At 47.0% G+C, this 20,596-nt stretch carries 15 protein-coding genes; 9 read left to right on the plus strand and 6 right to left on the minus strand.

From position 1 onward, the window contains the following. On the plus strand, positions 1–300 hold a 300-nt coding region (locus BLQ13_RS18290; protein WP_139168922.1), incomplete at its 5' end, for an integrase core domain-containing protein. Between the two features lie 439 nt (positions 301–739). Here the strand turns inward: BLQ13_RS18290 and BLQ13_RS18295 are convergent. Continuing rightward, positions 740–1,978 carry an MFS transporter gene (locus tag BLQ13_RS18295; RefSeq protein ID WP_090922741.1) on the minus strand — a complete coding sequence of 413 codons (1,239 nt, stop codon included), beginning with the start codon at positions 1,976–1,978 and terminating at the stop codon, positions 740–742. 197 nt (positions 1,979–2,175) lie between these two features. On the opposite strand from BLQ13_RS18295, the gene BLQ13_RS18300 reads away from it, so the two are divergent. Further along, on the plus strand, positions 2,176–2,820 hold the full coding sequence (locus BLQ13_RS18300; RefSeq protein ID WP_090922743.1) for a molybdenum cofactor guanylyltransferase: 645 nt from the start codon (positions 2,176–2,178) through the stop codon (positions 2,818–2,820). Here the strand turns inward: BLQ13_RS18300 and BLQ13_RS18305 are convergent. Further along, a complete protein-coding gene (locus BLQ13_RS18305) occupies positions 2,790–3,761 on the minus strand; it encodes an AraC family transcriptional regulator (protein ID WP_090922745.1) in 972 nt (323 codons plus the stop codon). The two genes, BLQ13_RS18300 and BLQ13_RS18305, sit on opposite strands and share 31 nt — an antisense overlap. 225 nt (positions 3,762–3,986) lie before the next feature. On the opposite strand from BLQ13_RS18305, the gene BLQ13_RS18310 reads away from it, so the two are divergent. From BLQ13_RS18310 to BLQ13_RS18335, 6 genes are all read left to right on the plus strand, one after another. Continuing rightward, positions 3,987–5,993, plus strand: a complete 2,007-nt coding sequence (locus tag BLQ13_RS18310; protein WP_090922747.1) for a beta-galactosidase — start codon at positions 3,987–3,989, stop codon at positions 5,991–5,993. Between the two features lie 286 nt (positions 5,994–6,279). Next, positions 6,280–8,076 (plus strand): sensor histidine kinase, encoded by a 1,797-nt coding sequence (locus BLQ13_RS18315; protein ID WP_090922749.1) that lies wholly within the window; start codon positions 6,280–6,282, stop codon positions 8,074–8,076. Continuing rightward, on the plus strand, positions 8,073–9,173 hold the full coding sequence (locus BLQ13_RS18320) for a response regulator (protein ID WP_244159374.1): 1,101 nt from the start codon (positions 8,073–8,075) through the stop codon (positions 9,171–9,173). Before BLQ13_RS18315 ends, BLQ13_RS18320 begins: the two co-directional genes overlap by 4 nt. Positions 9,174–9,314: 141 nt before the next feature. Beyond that, entirely contained in the window at positions 9,315–10,595 is a 1,281-nt protein-coding gene (locus BLQ13_RS18325; protein ID WP_090922751.1) for an ABC transporter substrate-binding protein, read from the plus strand. A 233-nt stretch (positions 10,596–10,828) separates the two neighbouring features. After that, complete coding sequence (locus tag BLQ13_RS18330) at positions 10,829–11,713, plus strand: carbohydrate ABC transporter permease (protein WP_090922752.1); 885 nt, start codon at positions 10,829–10,831, stop codon at positions 11,711–11,713. After that, complete coding sequence (locus BLQ13_RS18335; protein WP_090922754.1) at positions 11,710–12,537, plus strand: carbohydrate ABC transporter permease; 828 nt, start codon at positions 11,710–11,712, stop codon at positions 12,535–12,537. Before BLQ13_RS18330 ends, BLQ13_RS18335 begins: the two co-directional genes overlap by 4 nt. Positions 12,538–13,335: 798 nt before the next feature. Here the strand turns inward: BLQ13_RS18335 and BLQ13_RS18345 are convergent. Further along, positions 13,336–14,844 carry an aminotransferase-like domain-containing protein gene (locus tag BLQ13_RS18345; protein ID WP_090922758.1) on the minus strand — a complete coding sequence of 503 codons (1,509 nt, stop codon included), beginning with the start codon at positions 14,842–14,844 and terminating at the stop codon, positions 13,336–13,338. Between the two features lie 156 nt (positions 14,845–15,000). Here BLQ13_RS18345 and BLQ13_RS18350 point away from each other — a divergent pair, with 156 nt between their 5' ends. Then, a complete protein-coding gene (locus BLQ13_RS18350) occupies positions 15,001–15,609 on the plus strand; it encodes a LysE/ArgO family amino acid transporter (RefSeq protein WP_090922760.1) in 609 nt (202 codons plus the stop codon). A 160-nt stretch (positions 15,610–15,769) separates the two neighbouring features. On the opposite strand, the gene BLQ13_RS29040 is transcribed toward BLQ13_RS18350, so the two are convergent. The 3 genes from BLQ13_RS29040 to BLQ13_RS18365 form a co-directional block, all read right to left on the minus strand. Beyond that, on the minus strand, positions 15,770–16,606 hold the full coding sequence (locus tag BLQ13_RS29040) for a methyl-accepting chemotaxis protein (protein WP_090922762.1): 837 nt from the start codon (positions 16,604–16,606) through the stop codon (positions 15,770–15,772). A 274-nt stretch (positions 16,607–16,880) separates the two neighbouring features. Further along, entirely contained in the window at positions 16,881–17,882 is a 1,002-nt protein-coding gene (gene moaA, locus BLQ13_RS18360; protein WP_090922764.1) for a GTP 3',8-cyclase MoaA, read from the minus strand. A gap of 134 nt (positions 17,883–18,016) precedes the next feature. Next, the gene (locus BLQ13_RS18365; RefSeq protein ID WP_090922766.1) at positions 18,017–20,227 is read right to left on the minus strand and encodes a methyl-accepting chemotaxis protein; all 2,211 of its coding nucleotides are present in this window, start codon (positions 20,225–20,227) and stop codon (positions 18,017–18,019) included. Between the last annotated feature and the right edge of the window lie 369 nt (positions 20,228–20,596).

Raw genomic sequence — 20,596 nt, forward strand, 5'->3', positions numbered from 1 at the left:
CAGTTTATAAGCAAGGCTTTCTATGCTTTTTGTGAAGAAACCGGCTTGGAGCATGAACGGACGCCCATTCGAACTCCCAATAAGAATGCCTTTATTGAATCATTTCATAGTGTTCTGGAACGAGAATGTTACCAGCGACATTGCTTTGAAAGCTATGAAGAAGCCTTTTCCGAAGTGGATCGATACATCTGTTACTACAATAAAGACCGCATTCACGGCAGCCTGTACGATTGGTCGCCGACAGATTACCTGCGCCTGGTCAACGATGGAATCATAGAGCCCAAATCCATTGCATTATGATGCGTTAATCTGAGAAAAAGCTAGCTTGTGTCCAATATTAAGGGGTTGAACCGGTACGGAGCTTATTTCCTGAAAATGTAGTCTTTTCACCCTGTTTTCCCCGGTTTGAATGGAAATAAGGCTTCTGGTGATCGTTAGAATATGAAATGACTAAAAATTGCACAGATAAGTTTCGTGGTGATCGTTAGCGGTTAGCCGCGAGAGTTACCACTAATTTTTCACAGGACTGTTCCATTGTCTGCAGGAATCATTACGCAAAAACTGAAGCTTCATTTGTTCAATGACTTCTCAGCTATTCCTCAACTACATCCTCCATCTACTTACCTCATTTAATTACCTCATTCAATTACTTCATCTACTGAACTCATCTAGCTCGTACTGCGAATTTCCCAGCACGCAGTGCTCTGCTTCATGCGAGGGTGGTCAGCCACATCCCCACTTACTTGTCTTCATCCATATTGCCCATCTCGGTCAGCACCGTTGGCTGGTATCCATTACGACGGTTCCACAGCCACATGATGGCAAAGCCGGCAGCTCCGATGAGTGAGAAGAAGACACCGATGTTGTACATTACCTCTGCACCGAAGCTCTGGAATAGCCAACCGCCAAACAGCCCGGCAATGACGCCGGAGAGACCACCCCAAGCCATCGTATACACCGCTTGCCCGGAGGAGCGGTAAGGCCGTGGAATAAACAGCATCGTCAGTTGTGTGCCCACATAGAAATAACCGCCAAAGGTGACCGAGTGCATGAGTTGAATAAAGACAACCTCCATCGGGTTGTTAGCCAGTGCCATGAGCTGCCAGCGAAGAGCAAACAACAGGCTGACCAGAATCAGAGAGCCCAGTAGTATGCTCATTTTGCGTTTCAGTAACCGATCCAGCAACAGGAACACACCCACTTCGAGAATAGAGGATGTGAAGATGGCCCAGCCGACCATCTGTTTGTCGCCACCCATCTCTACAATATAAAGAGACATAAATGTACTGTTCATGGCATTGGGTACCGAAACGAGCACCCCAAGGCCGATAAAGATCATAAAATACGGATTAAACATCACTTTGCCGAACCGCCGAAACGTCACAATCGGGGTATCGGAAGCAATGGGCTGCCTTGGCAGAAGTACAGAGAATATAAACGCTACAGCAATCATACATGCAAAAATAATGGACACACTGCTCACGCCAAAGCGGTCAATAACCGGCCCGGCAGCAACTGCAGTCAGCGCCCAACCTAGAGAGCCCCAGAGCCGAAAGGATCCGAATTTCTGACCTGTACCGTCGATATAACCGAGAATCAGGCTGTTGGTTTGAGCGAATAAGGGACTTTGGAAAAAATAAAAGAAAATCATGGCTACATAGATCCAGGCATACGAGGGCGCATAAAATACACCCTGTGCAAGCACAAAGGTGCCTCCCATCATCATCATTAGCACAATACGGATATTGCGCGACTTATCGCTCCAGAATCCCCAGAACGGATTGGCAAACAGAGATACAAAAGGACCGATGGCCATGAGGCTTCCAATCTCCAGTTTGGTCATACCAATCTCTTGAAGATAGAGCTGCAGGAATCCGGCAAAGATCGAAATGGCTCCGTAGATGAAAAAGTTATATAGTTTCAAAGAGGTCAGCGAGGAAGTGCCTCTCACAGGTGCAGATCTGTCCAATTGAGCCATTCCTTTCCGAATCGAATCATATTGTTCAATGTATCATTTGTTGAAAGGGGATTCAACGTATAGAATATATGAATTAAAGGTATGTCCTATCCCATAACGGATGTAACGAAATGTATAATATGGATATGTGCTTTATAAGTTCGGTGTAATATTGCACGAATAGAAAACTCAGGTTCTGACGGGAAGAGGAGAGTGCTATGGACGCTGAAAAATGGACAGGCATTATATTGGCAGGTGGATTATCCAGCCGAATGGGAACGAACAAAGCACTACTCGAACTGAATGGTTCAGCCGTGTTAACTCATATAAACAATGCGATCAGACCCGCCGTATCCCGGGTTGTTGTTGCAGCGGGGCCGAGCGAAGCAATTTACACCGCACTAGGGGATGAAGACTTCGAATGCGTACAGGATGCTTACCCGGGCAAGGGGCCACTTGCGGGGCTCCACGCAGCACTCAATGCCTCCCAGACAGAGTGGAATCTGGTCAGTGCCTGTGACATGCCGCTTCTGCAAACCTCTTTTTTCAATGGAATGAAGAGGCTCACAGTACAGTATCCAACATGCAACGCCATCGTTCCGCGAGTAGAAGGACGCATTCATCCCCTTGCAGGGGTTTACCACATACATGTGCTTCCCGAGCTAGAACAGTGCCTTATTCATGACCGGTTGCGTGTCATTCGCTGGCTGGAAGAGATCGGTTGCCATTTTGCCGAAATAGACGAACTGGAGCAAGTAGGTATTGAACATGCCGCACTACAATTGAGCAATATGAATACTCCCGAAGAATTCGAAATTATACGAATTCATCTTCAGCGTTCGGAGTTTCCTTCTGGAGGTTGAGCAACGGGATTCAGGCTATTCTCTGCATGTTGATTTCGATAGAGTAGAGGGCTTTGGCCTGTCCAGCGTTTGAATTGTCTACTGAAATGAGACAAATGGGTGTAACCAAGTTTGATGGCAATCTCCCCAAGCGAAAGATCAGGTTGCTCGATCAACACCTTGGCCTCTTGCAGTTTCAGGCTGGACAGGTAGGCCCGCGGAGAATGACCAAATACTTTGCGAAAAACCTGTAAACCATATCCCGGACTAATGCCAAACGACGAAATGATCTGCTCGACTTTGACCGAAGATACATTGTCGTCCCGTGATCGTAACTGGGCATGGAAAGCCTGCTTGATCGCTTCAGCGATCGCTCCTGCGTAATGCATGGCGGTCGGAGCAGGGGCATGAGCAGCATCAACCGAGATCGTGGACTCGGGTGTATTCTCTGCTGCTTGAGATAACAGCGCAAACAGTTCGAACATCCGTGCTTGCATGAGTAATTTGTCTGTGGACGAATAAGCCTCGGCTGTATTAATCATGCTCATCCAGCTTTCAAGCACGGCTCTTATTTTCATATTATCTCCCGTACCGGCGGCATAGATTCTGCTACGCTGGGACATGAGTTTTAAGGTGAATACCGGATCATCCACGTTAAAATGTGCGCTAAAATAGGTCATACCCTCCGCAGAAATACATGTATTGGTATGTTTGAATCCGGGCGGAATGAGCAGAATAGAGCCTTCATCCACCGTATACGTGTAGCCATGAATCACACTTTCCTGCGTTCCCTGAATGATCAGAATGATCTCAAAGCCCGGATGTGTCTCCTCAGGCATAGCCCACCTATATGGAACTTGCTGGCTATGAGCGCCATAAAATTTGATGTTACAATCGATAATTGGAAGCCAGTGAGCCAGCGTATGGTATGGCATCTCTCGAAGCTGCGAACGGATATCCATGACATTCACCTCGGAAAAGGGTAAAAAATACTCGCCTTGTGCCATCGGCACTATGCATGTACTTCATTATAATCAGTTTAACACGGACATCCTAATATATCGGGATATGCATGTGTATCAACAGATAATAAACAACGAATAAAACGATACTAGCATTAATGTAAACGCTACCATTAGAAGCGGGAACATGTCAACTTACCTTATGCACTCAAAGGAGACTATTTCATGGACAAATTATTATACGGCGTAGCCTATTATGATGAATATATGCCATATGAAAGACTGGACAAGGACATTCTGATGATGAAGGATGCTGGGATCAATGTTGTACGCATCGCCGAATCAACGTGGAGTACCCATGAACCCCAAAATGGCGTGTTTGATTTCACTTCCGTCGATCGGGTACTGGATGCCATGCATGCGGCCGGAATTCATGTCATCGTAGGCACGCCAACGTATGCTGTTCCGACGTGGATGGTGAAGGAGCACCCGGACGTGCTTGCAACAACCGCACAGGGACCTGGAAAATATGGAGCAAGACAGATTATGGACATCACGCATCCGACGTATCTGTTTTATGCAGAGCGCATCATTCGTAAGCTGATCTCACGCGTGAGTAAACATCCGGCTGTCATTGGATATCAGACAGATAATGAAACGAAGCACTACAACACAGCTGGAGACAACGTGCAGTTACAGTTTGTTAAATATATGCGGAACAAGTTTAGCTCGCTGGACGAGCTAAACAAGGAGTTTGGACTGGACTACTGGAGTAACCGCATCAATAGCTGGGAAGACTTCCCTTCCGTTGTGGGTACGATTAACGGTAGCCTGGGAGCAGAGTTTGCCAAGTTCCAGCGGCAATTGGTCACGGATTTCTTGGCTTGGCAAGTAGGGATTGTGAATGAGTACAAACAGGAAGGCCAGTTTGTTACCCAGAACTTTGACTTTGAATGGCGCGGGTATTCCTACGGCATTCAGGGGGATGTGGATCATTTTGCAGCATCCCGACCTTTTGACATCACCAGTGTAGATATCTATCATCCTTCCCAAGACGAGTTAACCGGCATTGAGATTTCGTTCGGAGGAGATGTGGCGCGTTCCACCAAACAATCCAACTACCTTGTTCTGGAGACCGAAGCACAGGCCTTCTGGCATTGGGTTCCTTATCCGGGCCAACTGCGATTACAGGCATTCAGTCATCTGGCTTCTGGGGCTAACATGGTTGCCTACTGGCATTGGCACTCGCTGCACAATTCGTTTGAGACCTACTGGAAAGGCCTGCTAAGCCATGATTTCGAACCGAATCCGGTGTATAACGAAGCGCAGACAATTGGCCGCGATTTTGCTCGCCTGAGTCCTAAGCTGGTGAATCTGAAGAAAACAAATCGGGTGGCTTTACTGTTCAGTAACGAGGCGTTAACCTCCATCAAGTGGTTTGGCTTTAACTTTACCAGTGACAAGAACTACAACGACGTTGTGCGCTGGATGTACGATGAGCTGTATAAAATGAACATTGGCTGCGATCTTATCGATCCTTCCGTGGAGAGTTATGCAGATTATGATGTGCTAGTGGTGCCTGCTCTGTATGCGGCTACGGATGCGTTGCTGGAAAAATTAAACCAATTTGTACAGGACGGCGGACATATCGTGTACTCGTTCAAGAGCGGTTTTGCCAATGAGCATATCAAAGTTCGTTCTTCACGTCAGCCCGGACTGATCAGTGAAGCATGTGGCATTAGCTACAACTTGTTTGTTGAGCCAAAGCATGTTGGGCTACGCGATGATCCATTTGGCGTAGGTGAGGAGCATAATCAGGTACACACCTGGATGGAGCTCATTACACCGACGACTGCGGAGGTACTCGCTTGGTATGATCATCCACATTGGGGAGAGTATGCGGCGATCACGCAAAATAACTACGGTAAAGGCAAAGCAACATACGTTGGCTGTTATACGAGCGCTGCCGTCATTCGCAAGGTGCTGGAACGTGTGATGAAGGACGCGGGTGTATGGGGGGCGGATCAGGAGCTTGCTTTTCCAATCATTGTGAAGACGGGTTTGAACGATCATGGGCATACCATCCGCTACTATTTCAACTATTCGGATGAGCCGGTTTCCTTCAAGAATCCGTATAGCGAAGGGACAGAGCTATTATCAGGAGATTCGATTGCCGCTGGGCAGGAGATCAAGCTGGAACGATGGGGCGTACGCATTATCGAACAGAACTAGGGAATAATAGAAAAACCTGAAAAAGCGAAGCGTTCGCCTAAAAGCTTTCTGCAAGAAAGCTCCATCGGAAGCATACGCTTATCACCGGATTTTCCCTTTTGGAAAAAGGAATCAAAAAAATTTGGGGATAACCGCTACTCTCCAGGTTATTCTGTCATCGGAGTGGCCTGTGTAAAATCTTGGTTCAACATTCACTTCATATTTTCCGAAAAAAATAACAAGACCATGGCGCCCTCGCTTTGAAGCTGGGGCGTTTGTCTTATTTTAGCTCAGGAGTGGATGCGCTGTGTTTAACGAATTCTACCGTCGGCTGATAGACCCTTTCAAGCGCAGCATTCGTAATAAATTGATACTGACCATGACCCTGGTCGCTGTACTGCCAGTCATTGTGATAACTGCGGTAGCCGCGGAGAATGCGCGTTCCTCCATGGAAGCCGAGGTTATGGATACGAACCGGGTCAATATGAATTGGGCCTCTGTCTATCTGGCAGAACAGTTTACCCGCATGAATAATATCATTTATTCTATTCAGATCAGTGATGAGCTACATCAGTATTTGGCGTTGGGCCAGGAAGCTCCTGCTTCCAGCCGTTTTGACGAACAAAAGGCTGTTTTTAATATGCTGAACAGTGTGTACTATTCTGCTGGCAATTATGTGTTTGGGGTCGAACTGTACTTGAAGGAGCAGGACACCCTGTTCACCTTCAATTCTATGGAATCCCGAATTAAGACGGTTGCGGATATTCCCCAAGGGTATCATAAGCTTTTTACGGAGCATAAAGATTTTACAATTATTAATGATCCGGTAGATCCGCAAAAGTTCCATATGACTCGTAGCATGAACCGTTTTGAGGATCAGGCTCAGATCGGAGCAATCGGTCTGGAGATCAAGTGGGCCGAGTTTAACCAGACGCTTGAACTGCTCGACAGCAGGGGAGATTATACCGCCTATATCGGAGACAGTTCAGGTCATCCGGTATATCAGCCGAACTCCTCCATCCAGCCATCGGATGAAGCGTTGAAGAAGCTGAGCGAAACGAAGAATAACGCGGGTTTTATTCGTACAGCACAGGAATATATTTTCTATCACGATATTGAGTCGACAGGGCTACGGGTGATTAAAATCGTACCGGATCATGTCATTAACGAGAGTGCACTGGAAACGATGAAGTATGGGCTAGTTGTGGGCGGAGTGGCAACGGTCGTGTCTGTTGCTCTGGCGGCACTGGTCGCTTGGCGAACCTCTAAACCTATTGTCAGACTGGCGAATTCAATGAAGGGTATCCAGTTGATCAAGGATCGTAAAGTAGAGCGTAGCGGACGAGTGGATGAGATTGGCCTACTGGAGAAAAATCTGCACGGTATGGCTAGTCGAATTCGGGAGCATATCCGGGATAACTATTTGATGAATCTGGAGAAACAGACAGCCGAGCTCAAAGCACTACAATCCCAGATTCATCCCCACTTTCTGCAAAATACATTACAAATGATCGGTGGCATGGTCTATTCGCAAAAGCCGGCAGATAGCTACAAGGTGATCCGGGCATTAAGCGAGATGTTCCGCTATATTGTACGGGCACCGGACGGCCTTGTCCCTCTGCAATCCGAACTGGATCAATTGGAGCATTATATGCTGATTCAGAAGCAACGTTTTGCCACCCGGCTTGAATATAAGCTGGAAATTACGGGAGAACTCCGAGAGTGTTATATTCCGAAGTTATCCTTACAGCCTATTGTAGAAAATGCATTTTTGCACGGGCTGGAGAAAAAGCCTGGGGAGTGGAAGCTAGGCATCGAAGTGCTCTGTGATCCACAGCAGGGTAGGGTGACGATTCAAATTTGTGATAATGGCATGGGTATGGAGCCGGACAGGCTCGTAGAGATGCAATCCAAACTGGAACGCATTACGCGGTATACCGATCGGGTATGGAACTCAGGCACGAGTATTGGACTGCTCAATGCCGCATCACGAATGGTGATGCATTTTGGACCCGATTACGGTATGCGTATGGAAAGTAAACTTGGGCAGGGAACAAAAGTGATCGTAACGATCCCCTGCACAACAGGAGGCGAGCCCTTGTGAGCAAGGAGATCTATAGAGTGTTGCTGGTGGATGATGAGCCGTGGAATCGCGATATTTTACGTAATCTTGGTGAATGGGATGAGCTCGGCTTGGTGGTCTGCGGTGAAGCAGAGGATGGAGAACAGGCGATACAGATGGTCAAGACGTTGCAACCTCATCTTATTATTACGGACATGCGTATGCCTGGATCGGATGGTGTCGAGCTGATGCAGACGCTGAGCAGTCAGTACCCGGAGATTAAGGTTGTTGTGGTGAGCGGTTATGATGATTTTAATTATGCCAAACACGCTCTGCGGTATCGTGCAGCTGACTACCTGCTGAAACCGGTGAATCCGGATGAACTAAATGCTACGCTGGCGAAATGTAGTCATGAACTGGATAAAGCTGCTACGGCACCGGAAGTGTGGGAAGCTTATCCGGCTTCATTCGCGGGTGAATTCTCTCTGTTCCAGCAGCAAGCACGTCTGCGCTTCAACGACTTGAACCTGACGAGCCTGCGGGAATGGTTTCATCAATTAGAGCAGAAGCTGGAACAAAACGAGGTTCGCAGACCTCGCCAGCTTGGACGTGCGGTTTATGAGCTGCAGAATATACTGGACGAGCTATGTGTGTCCAATGGGCTGTTCGATCGTCCGGAAGAGGGACTATTGCCTCCTGCAGCAGCGCTGGGTTCGATCCGGGCGGCTGTGGAATGGATCTCCGCTTCCTATTATCAGGCGCTGGAACAATTAATTGCCCAGCGTAAGTATAAGAACAAGCTGAACCTCGAAGAGGTAAAGCAATATATGCAGCAACACTGCATGGAGATGATTACGCTGGAGCAGCTTGCCCAGATCTTTTTTGTCAGTAAGGAATATTTGAGCAAAGCTTTCAAGAAAGAATATGACGTGAACGTGACCGATTATGTGGTTCAACTTCGGATGACCAAAGCCAAAGAGTGGGTGATGGATGATCAGATTCCATTCAAACATATCGCCGAGATGACGGGGTATGAAGATGTGTCCTACTTCTATCGGGTATTCAAAAAGCACTTTGGTGTGTCACCCGGAGAGATGCGCAAAGGCCAGCATAAGTTGCCTAACCCATTCCCCGAATGAATCATTCGGGGAATGTTGCTTGAATTAAGGTTTAAAATAATCCAATGGAAGAGTCTAATTTTGTCCAATGGAGCGCTTACATTTGGCGATATATAATGAGCCTATGAAAGACAAACCAGTCACACCGGGAGGTCATAAGAGATGAAAGTATGGAAAAGCGTTGTAAGTGCGGCACTGGTCAGCGTTCTGCTCGCAGGCTGCGGCTCGAATGCAGGCACGGATAATGAACAGAACGAAGTCAAAGCTGGCAGCACCGTAAACCTCAAAGTATTCGTTGCTCAACCAAGGCTGAAAGAACATTACGATAAATATATAGAACAGTTCAAAGCCAAGGAAAAAGCAGACAAAAACATTGAAGTGAATGTGCAACTGGAGATGCCGCCAGCAGATAATGCACCTCAGATTTTGAAAACAAGACTTGCTTCCAATGATGCACCAGACGTATTCGCTCTGCACGCGGTGAATGAGATTCCGCCTTTCAGCAAAGCTGGATATCTCGAAGACTTGTCTAACCAACCTTTTGTAGATAAATTGCTGGATTCGGTCAAACCTTCGGTAACGGATGCAAGCGGCAAAGTCGTTGCGGTTCCACTGGAAACCTTGTCATGGGGTTATCTGTACAACAAAGATATCTTTAAAGAACAAGGGCTTGAGGTTCCAACAACGTTGACAGAAATGAAAGCGGTTGTAGAGAAGCTGAAAGCAGCTGGCATTACACCGTTTGAGCTGTCTTACAAAGAAGCTTGGGTTCCGCAATTATTCCTGCCACTCACTGTAGGGGCGCTGACACAAACGGAGCACAAAGACTTCGTGGAAAAAATGAACAAGGACGAAGCTTCCTTCTCCGATATGAAAGCACTGTTTGATGTGTTTGATCTCGTTAATGCGAACGGAACGGATAAAGCGCTTGAAGTTGGAGCCGATGACGGCGCTGCCGCTTATGCTACAGGCAAAGCAGCGATGTGGATTCAAGGACCTTGGTACGCAGAAACGATTCTGAAGTCCAACCCTGACGTTAATTTTGGTGTAGCTCCAATGCCGCTGAACGATAATCCGGATGATACGAAAATCAACCTGAGCACATCCACTTCACTAGCTGTATCGTCATCAAGTAAAAACAAAGAAGTGGCACTCGACTTTGTAAACTACATTCTCGATGACAAGGATTCAAGTGCATTCTATGAAGCGCTCAAGTTTAATCCGGTTGCCAAAGTGCATACGTTCAAGAGCTTCCCGTGGGTAGACGACGCCCTGAAATATGTTAATGAAGGCAAAGCTTATCAAGATCCAAAGATTCCACAAGCCGTGAAGGATGAGTCTGGTAAAGCTCTTCAAGGGTACTACTCCGGACAGTTGAATCAACAGCAGGTGATCGATGCGCTCGACAAAGCGTGGAAATCCTACAATAAAGTCAATAAATAAGAGCGGGATGCTTAACAAGTAAGCGCCTGAACGATCAACAAGGTTGAGCTGTAAGAAAGCAGTACCTGCGTTTGTTGACAAAATCTCGTTTGGTTCCGTATTAAGCTCGGGGTTTTGTCAACAAATTAGCGGTACTTTATTTCGTAACAGTCTCGAAGCAGATGAAACGGCTGGCTGAACGATCTTCGTTCCCCCGTTAACCTTCATCCGCTGTGCAAAAAGGGGGAGAAGTTATGGCTACGAATGTGTTCAAAAAGTATCTTTCATTGCTCGCGTTCACAGCGCCGGCCTTTGTAATCTATGCGATATTCCTGCTGTACCCGACGTTTAGCGGGATGTTCTACAGCTTGACGGATTGGAACGGGTTAAACCGTGACTACAGCTTTATCGGGCTGGGGAACTTTGTGGAATTGTTTAAGGAAGATCCTGACTTCCTCAACTCGCTGTGGTTTACGATGAAATATGTTATTTTTATGCTGATTTTGCAAAATGTCATTGCATTGCTGCTCGCCGTGTTCATTGAGTCGCGTACACGCAGCAAAGGGTTATTCCGCACATTGTTCTTCATGCCCAATATGATCAGTACAATCATCAGTGCATTCATGTGGACGTTCATCTTTTCCCAGGTGTTGCCGCAGCTGGCTGAGAAATTGGCCGTTTCTTTTCTCGACCAACAATGGCTCGGTGATCCGAAGTTCTCCTTCTACTCGATTCTAATCGTATCGCTTTGGAACGGTGTGGGCTATATGATGATCATCTACCTGGCTGCATTGCAGGGTGTACCGAAAAGCCTCAAGGAAGCCGCGGTCATTGACGGTGCAAATGCATTTCAAGTGTTACGTAACGTCGTACTGCCGATGATTACACACGCTATTACAATCTGTTTCTTCCTGACACTGAACGGTGCATTCAAAGTGTTCGAGGTGGTCTATGGATTGACAGGCGGCGGCCCGGGTCGGGCTACACAGGTCATCACCATGAATATCTATGAAGAAGCTTTCTCGAACAACTTCAGATACGGTTATGCCAGTGCCAAATCGGTTGTATTGTTTGCTATCGTTCTGATCTTTACACTCATCCAGATCACCGTCATGAAGAGAAAAGAGGTGGAAGCATGAGAATGCAGCGACTGAATAACTACCTGATTCGGCTGTTACTGATTCTCGGCTCTCTGGTAGCCATGCTACCGATCTACATGGCTGTGGTGAACTCATTCAAAACACAGGGTGAAATGTTCCAATCCTTTATTGCTCTGCCGACCACATTACATTGGGAGAACTACACGGATGCGTTTAACAAAATCAATCTGCTCGGCAGCTCGCTGAACTCCGCGATTGTGTCGATCCTGGGTATCGGAGGAATTGTCTTCTGTGCTTCGCTTGCAGGATACAAACTGTCACGGACTTCCGGCAGGCTTAGCAATCTGATCTTCTTCATGTTTGTCGCTTCCATGCTGGTGCCGTTCCATTCCATCATGATCCCGCTGACGCGTGTCGCGAAGGGGATGGGGGTGCAGGGAAGCACTTACGGACTGGCTCTGATCTATATCGGACTTGGTGTAAACATGGCGATCTTCCTCTATCACGGGTTTGTGAAGTCCATTCCGCGTGAACTCGAAGAATCGGCTCAGATCGATGGATGTAACGAGTTCCAGACGTTTTTTCAGATTATTTTCCCGCTGCTGCTTCCGATCACAGTGACGATTGCAATTCTGGACTTCCTGTGGATATGGAATGACTTCCTGTTACCGCTATTGATGTTGACGGATGTAAACCGGTACACACTTATCCTGTCCACAAATATGCTGTTTGGTGAGTATAACAAGGAATGGCCGTTAATTCTCTCTTCTCTGGTTTTGACTGCAATTCCGGTTATCCTGATCTATGCATTCTTCCAAAAGTTCATTATGGAGGGTATTGCGGAGGGAGCGGTCAAAGGATAAAAGTTTATAAAAATGGTATAAGAGCTTATAGCCTTGAACTACGGATATATTCCATTAGTTCAAGGCTATTTTTAGTTGACCAACAGGTATTAGAGGTGATGCAACCAGCTATAATCGTTATGCACGAAGCGAAATCTGCAACGCTCCTCAAACGGTTAAATTCATATTCGTGTGATGGTGAAAAACTACTTTTCTATCTGTATCACCATAACAAACTTAATTAAGAGCTGGAATATTGCTGTGAATGTGCTGTCGTTGTTTATATAACATACAAATTTCGACAAGTCTTTTAGCTATATAGTCCTATTTAATCTAAAACAAAGGAAAGGTAAAATTATACATGTATTAAATTTACTTTTTAGTTATTAAATGGTTTTTTTGTGCCATAAAGGGGGGAAGTAAATGACGATAACAACTTTGATTATCCTCGCAGTTATTGTTTTTGTCTTGTTTTTTTTGGTAACTATTAGATTAGTAACAAGCCTAAATCCACTTTATGTATGTCTACTAGGTATACAATTAACGTTACTAGGGATACTTCTTATAATGATTCGAGAAAACATTAATGAGGAATCCACGTTATTGTTATTATCTTCATTGTTTTTAGGTGTTGTTGGAACAGCTATACTTACAGCAGCCGTAATAAAATTCAAATCATAGTACTAGGTTGGTTTTATGTTATTTGAAGTTAACTTTAACAAATGTACGGTTATTTCAATATAGAAGGCTAGGCTTGGGGGTTAAACACACCCCAAAGCGCTGGCCTTCTTTTAGTAAGGTGGGATATGGAAGCACACTCTAAGTTATCAAGCTTCGGGCTACTTCGACAAGGACCATAAGTCCGCGCTCCATCTCATCTTGCGAAGCATAGGCATAAGAGAGCCGGATATGACTCGCATCCAGCCGATCATACAGATAACCTGGATGAATGAGTACATCTGCTTCCAGACAGGCAGAGAACAACTTGCGGGTAGACAAGGGTTCCGCTGTGAAGCGTAGCCAGATATAGAACCCGCCTTCTGGCGTTGCCCATTCTGCAATGTCATGAAAATAGCGATGCAGTAGCTCCAGCATGAAGTCTCTGCGTTTTCGGAGCTCCGGACGTAGCCGCTCCATATGAGTTGTGTGATGGCCATCTGTAAACCATACAGCCGCGGCTTCCTGTGCGAGTGAACTGGTACCGTAATCCGTCTGCATTTTGATATCGGCCAGCCTTCGAATGACGGGCACAGGACCGACAAGCCAGCCAAGGCGAAGACCTGGACTGACCGCTTTGGAGAGAGTGCCCATATGCAGCACCCGACCTTCCTGATCCATTGCCTTAAGTGGAAGAGGAGGAGGGTGATCCAGCCAAAGTTCCTGATAAGCGGCATCCTCCAAGATCGAAATGCCGGACTTGCGGGCGAGGGACATCAATTCATCCCTGCGACGGCAGCTCATCACACTGCCTGTAGGATTATGGAAGCTCGGTATGGTGTACAGTAGCGGGAAGGACTCGCTGTTATTCTCGTCGTTTCCTGAGTGCAACGTATGTATCGCATGTTCTAAATGCCCCAGATGTAATCCCTCTTCCTCCATGGCAATTCCGTTTAGCTTTAGCCCTGCCGATTGGAAGGCGTGGATGGAATATAGATAGGATGGCTTCTCTAACAAGACAGCTGATCCACGAGGCAGCAATCCCACAGAGATTAAATGCAGTGCTTGTAGAGATCCCGACACGATCAGAATCGAATCAGGTGAGGCCTGAATGCCATTAGACTGCAAATGTATGGACAACGCCTCACGAAGCGCCAGGCTGCCTTGAGGTTCGATGTAATTCAGCATACGTGTTTGGCTGGACAGGGTCTGGAGAATTTTATTAAACGCTTCGTTAGGCATCAGCTCTGGCGCGAGCTCACCTGTACCCAGCCGAATAATGCCGGGTCTGAACTCTGCCTGATTAATCTGCTGAATCTCGGGCAAATTCGGATAGTACCAGCCTTCCTGTGCAGCTTCGCTCCAGTTGGGTAAGGCGGCATGGGCCATACTGTGCCAACCGGAACCGGAGACGTAGGTACCGCCTCCGTGTCGGCCTTCAATCATGCCTGCCGCAGTCAGGTTATCCAGAGCGGTGACCAGCGTACTGCGGTTTACACCCATGGATGTTGCCAGTGTTCGCTGAGAAGGCAGACGAGTCCCAGCCGACCACTCGCCTGTTGTGATTTTTTGCCGAATATAGGCTTCAATCTGACGATAAATAGGCAAATCAAGCGCAGGGTTAGGCTGCCAAATTTGTATAGAAGATGTATTGGAATATTGACGTCCCATCAGGTAATTTCACCTCCTGTAGTTATAAAGAAAGAGTCCGTTATCGTGTTTGTATCGTCCACTATACCATTTGGTTGGGCTCCATGCCATCCAAGTGGTTGGTTACGTCTTCCCTAATTTCATTTACGCTGAAGAAAGAGATAAGGGGGATGGGCAATGGACGTTTTTATTCATGCAGTGGTGCTGGCATTTGGCTTGATCTTACCGCTGGGTGTTCAGAATGTATTTATTTTCAATCAAGGGTTAACGCAAAAGAAATACTTGCATGCACTGCCGGCTATAATTACAGCAGGGATTAGCGATACGCTGCTGATTGGAGCCGCTGTAGGGGGCATGTCTCTCATTTTGATTCAATGGCCTATACTCACCCATGTTTTATATGCGGCTGGAAGCCTGTTCTTGCTCTACATGGCATGGGGGTTATGGAAATCATCGGCTTCCTCAGATAAAGCCCCGACAGCGATGTCGGCAGGTCGGCAGATTGCTTTTGCCGCTTCGGTGTCTATTCTCAATCCGCATGCTTTGCTGGATACCGTGGCTGTCATTGGTACAAGTTCCATTCAGTATGAAGGGGGGGAGCGTATGTATTTTACGGTCACAACAATGGCTGTATCCTGGATTTGGTTTCTGGGGCTTGCCGCTGCAGGCAGCATAGTTGGCAATCATGATCGCACAGGGCATCTACGAGTTATGCTGAGCCGCGTATCCGCGCTGATTATGGTCGGAATTGCACTAATGATGTGCTGGAGGCTTTTTAACTCCTAAATCAGGTGTTCAAAGCACATGAGCAAGGTGAATCAATGAAAACTAGGGAATCGTAAAGGCTGGATGGGTGTAAGAAGGGGGCAGCCGTGCACCTGCTAGCTAACACTTCGTAGCAAAAAAGCTCCCCGTCACAGAGTCACGGGAAGCTTGATGTATCCGTTTATTCTGCTTTTAGCAGCATCGATTCAATGAACACTTTAAGATCCTGGCTTGTTGCGTTCAGATGGTCAATAATCTCACTGAACTCCGTTACAAGTTCAGACTGTGCATTGCTGGACTGTGTTATGGAGGTAATTTCCTGTTCCATCTGCTGAATGGAGGACTGCACATCCTTGAGGGAACGTTCAATGTTCACCGTCGCCTCCTTGGTTCCGGTGGACAGTTTACGCACTTCGGCGGCAACTACGCCGAACCCCGCACCTGCCGCGCCCGCGCGTGCGGCTTCGATGGCTGCATTCAGGCCAAGTAAATTCGTTTGTTCCGATACTTCACGAATAAATACGGCAACTTTGTTGACCTCACCGGAGTTCTTCACAGCAAGGCGTGTATTGTCCAAAATTTGCGTAGACGAAGCAGTTAGCTGTTCAGACTGTGCAGCAACCGTCTGCACCATCTCTGATAACCTGCCGCTGATGCCTGTAATCAGGTCGGTAAAGTGCTCCAGCTTTTCTTCGTTCTGGAGTGAAAAACCTATAGCAAGCGTTCCTGCAATCTTTCCTTCATCATCATAAAGCGGAGTGGCGGATGAAATAATGGGTGTGCCATAAAATTTGGCATCAATGCGATTGGCTGAGGTCTCCCCATGCACAAGTGCCCGGCGCAGTGTAGGGTCTTCAAGAGAGATCGGATCTCCGGCTCTGATGCCAAGATCAAGCTCGTTGCTAGGAACGTAATACCAAAACTTCTCGGTATCGGTAACGGCAATCATGATATCGTGTTCTTTCAGCATCATTTTAAAATAAGGACTTGCTGCAGTGAGTGCTTCTACGATGTTCAATAAGTTCAGCTCCTGTAGTATGTGTATATATCATCTGGGTGTATATTATACATCGTCAGATCGATTAGCCTAATTTAGGCCTAAAAAGGGCATAACGTCTATTACATTTTTTTGAAGCGTTTGAATCAAAGGAAGAGAAATATGTCGCTGACATAGGCTTTTCATCATCAAACAACACAAAAAACAGACGGGAACCTGAGGTTCTCGCCTGTTTTCTTCATGAATCATAATGAGTACAGCGATTGTTTATAATAGATGGCGTTATGTTTGCCTTCTATCCACCGATCTGCGACATGCGTCGTACCGTCGGGGTGTGGGATTGCATTTTTTTCTCCAGTGCCAGCGCCATTTCATGATTTTTCGGTTTGGTACCGAGTGCTTTCAGGAAAAGTGCAGCCATCGCATCGGGATCATCTACATAGCGGCGAACATTGTATTCATCTGACCAGTACAGACAAGCCTTGATATGTCCGTCCGCTGTAAGGCGCAGCCGATTACAGTTATCGCAGAAGTGGTCACTGACCGGATGAATAAGACCAAATGTGCCTTGGGAGCCTGTAATTTTCATATTACGTGATGGACCATTCCCGGCAGGGCCTTCGGTATTCTCAACCGTCCAGCCAGCCTCGGCACATACATCCGTTACAGCCTCCAGCGGCAGATAAGATTGGCGCCAGGAGTCGGAAGCCTGCCCGATTGGCATGTATTCAATAAATCGCACATGTAGCGGCTGATCGATCGTCATAGCGATGAAATCCTTGATTTCATCATCATTAATGCCCTTCATCAGCACGACATTCAGCTTGATCGGTGCCAGGCCCACCCCAGTAGCTGCCTCGATACCCTTCAGCACCTTATTGACATCTCCACCGCGTGTGATCATAGAGAATCGGTCAGCATGCAGGGAGTCCAGGCTAATATTAATGCGGTTCAGCCCAGCATCCTTCAAAGCCTTCGCCTGTTTGTCCAGCAGCAAGGCATTCGTGGTCAGTGCAATGTCCTCGATGCCATCAATGGCAGAGATCATGCCCACAAGTTTATGCAAATCCTTACGTACCAGGGGTTCTCCCCCCGTGAGCCGAACCTTGCGCATGCCCATCGGGGCGAGCACTTTTAGCACTTCCGTAATTTCTTCATAACTCATTATCTCATCATGCGGAGCAAACTCCATGCCTTCCGCGGGCATACAGTAGACACAGCGCAGATTGCAGCGGTCCGTAACGGAAATACGGATGTAGTCATGTATGCGGCCAAATGAATCCTGTAGCAATTCCATGCAGACCACCCTTTCAACGGTTCAGATTGGAAATCTTCTATAGTAAATGATACGACAATTGTAAAAGCAACAGTTGCATCAAATTTTAGCTATTTCTCCAATCCGCGTCAATGATGACGTCCCGTGACAGGAATTTAGGCAGGCTGATTCAATTGAAACTGGCCAACGACTTGTTGCAGGAACAGGGTAATGGCCTCCACATCATGGGAGGATTGCTGAACCTTCAACATATCCCGAATCAACGCCATCATCTCGGCTTCCACTTCGGCGGAGGTCACCCGATTTTGGTGGCTGATGGCAGCGATATTTTCCATCAAAAATACGACCTGATCGACGACTTGGGTACGCTCGGCTTCTTCAGAGCTGGCTTTTTGGAGAAGCTCCGACGCTGCTTGAACCAGCGTTGTTCCTTCGGCAAGCACCTGATCTCCTTCGGTGATTTGCTTGGAAGCTGCGCTTGCAGCCGTCGAGATCCGATCCAAAATCTGATGAATGTCCTCTGTGGAGGAGCGGGACACATCGGCCAGCTTGCGAATCTCTTCAGCGACAACCGAGAACCCGCGTCCATGCTCTCCGACACGAGCAGCTTCGATTGTCGCATTTAATGCGAGCAGATTGGTCTGTGCGGATATTTCTTCAATGACCGCCAAGGCGCGGTAGATGTCTTTCATTGTGCCAAGGAAGGAGAGAATCGTCTGGTTAGTATCCGACACGGCACTGGAGATTTGAATCATTTTATCACCGATGCGATCTACTTCCTGTCTGGCTACACCAATCTGTTCATTGGCTGAAATCTCCAGCTGTTGCAGGGTCAGTCGCATATGATCAGCGGCCAGCTTGGCTTGATCCAGGTCTTGTAATTGCATACGGGTAGCTTGAATCATTGAACCAAGCTTGAGGTTGACGCGGTCAGTAGTCACTTGGGTGGTCTCTGTAGATGCGCGCATCAGATGCTGATTATCCATCACGTCCACCGTAGCCCGCTGGACTTTGAGCATAATGCTCTCCAGAGAATCAATCATGTTATTAATCCATTTGGCCAGTTCACCTGATTCATCTTGAGCAAAAGCGTTTGTGTCCAGACGCTGGGTAAGATCACCTTTACCCTCCGCGTTCACCCGAATGAATTGACTGAGACTCCGCAAGTCCCCATGGACGCGGTTGTATTGTTTGCGATTAAGCTGGAATGCACCCAAGAATCCAAAGATGACATGAAAGCCAGCGATTGCAGCAGCGTTCCATCCGCTGCCTGTCAGCACAAAAATCAAGGCGGCAGCAAGAAGGGCCGAGAGCATAATATAGAAGCTATGCTGTTTGAATTGTCGCCATCCGATACTGCGTATGCGGTACACTTCTTCCAGATCACCTTCGCACATCATCCCCCAGCGATCCGGGCAGTGAGGGAGATGAAAGGTGATACCTTTACCGATGACGGGAATATGGCGGTAATCCGAATAACCGGGATAGGACACAAACAGATTGGAGCCATTTTGAATCGTTTTCGATACGCCCGGATGTAATTGGCCGGTAGAGGGATCGGTGAACATCAGCTCAAGCTCTGTATGCTCTTGGACAGACACGATGCCCCAATCGGTTGTTACACCGTCTTTCAGGTTTTCTCCATGTGTGAATGTTCGATCCTCGAAGCGGCTCCGAGATAGAGCAGTACCTGGCTGTAGCTCAGGTCGCAACACAGACTCGGCCATAAACAGATAGTTATCACCTGAGTCCGGATAGATGTGTCCCGATTCACGCTGAATGAGATCACCGAGTACATCGCCGGGAATACGGCTGCATAAAGCACCTGCGTACCTACCTTGTTGCACGATAGGGACAATGAACATCAGGGTAATCGCGTCATGAAACGTGGACGAGCGTGGTCCGATCTCCAGTGTGAGCGGATCAGAATACGGACCATATAGGCACTTCTGACCGTGTATAGTTGCTTGTGCATAGCTCAATCCGGGACCAAAGGACATATTCTCGTGAGGGGTATAACGCTGACCTATATGTTTCTGATATGTAGAAAATACAACTTGATGCTGCTCGTTAAGTATGAACAATTCCGTACTATCCTGGGTGCGTGCGTAGCTCGCCTTAAACCAGGTATCCAGCTTTTCTGCCTGTGCTGATCCGTGCTCCACCTCCTGGAAGTTAACCGATCCGATCTGCTGAAGCAATCGATCCAGATGACTCCAATGATCACTCGCCCAATCTATCAATAACTGTCTTCTTGTCTCCGCGATCCCTTCAAAAATGTGCTCCACATCTTCCTTCCGGTGTGCATTCAACCGATAAGACCACCACAGCGGTAACCCTTTTTTCCATCCCAGCCAATCAAACATGATGACCACCCCGAATTTTGGATTTAAAAAGATTTGAACAGCCCTCAAACATGTTGTTTTTCATGATTTTGTGGTAATTCAAGCTATCGTTGGTACAACTGTATCCCACCATTGCTTTATTACAATCTCTGTCTATATCCAACGTTATACATGAAATCTCATAGCATTACGAGTGGATATGTCATATTTTCCGAATATTTCATCAATTAATACAAATGAATATACGCTGTTTGCAGAAGAGGGCGTGGAGAGGAAATTTTATTTGTGGCAACTGCATGTTATTTCATGTCACAACAAATGTGCAAGAGATATACAACAGATATGCAAAAAAATGCTGAGAATCAATCTCATTTTACAATGTGTCACATG

Origin of the sequence: Paenibacillus polysaccharolyticus (assembly GCF_900102085.1) — a bacterium.
GTDB lineage: Bacteria > Bacillota > Bacilli > Paenibacillales > Paenibacillaceae > Paenibacillus > Paenibacillus polysaccharolyticus.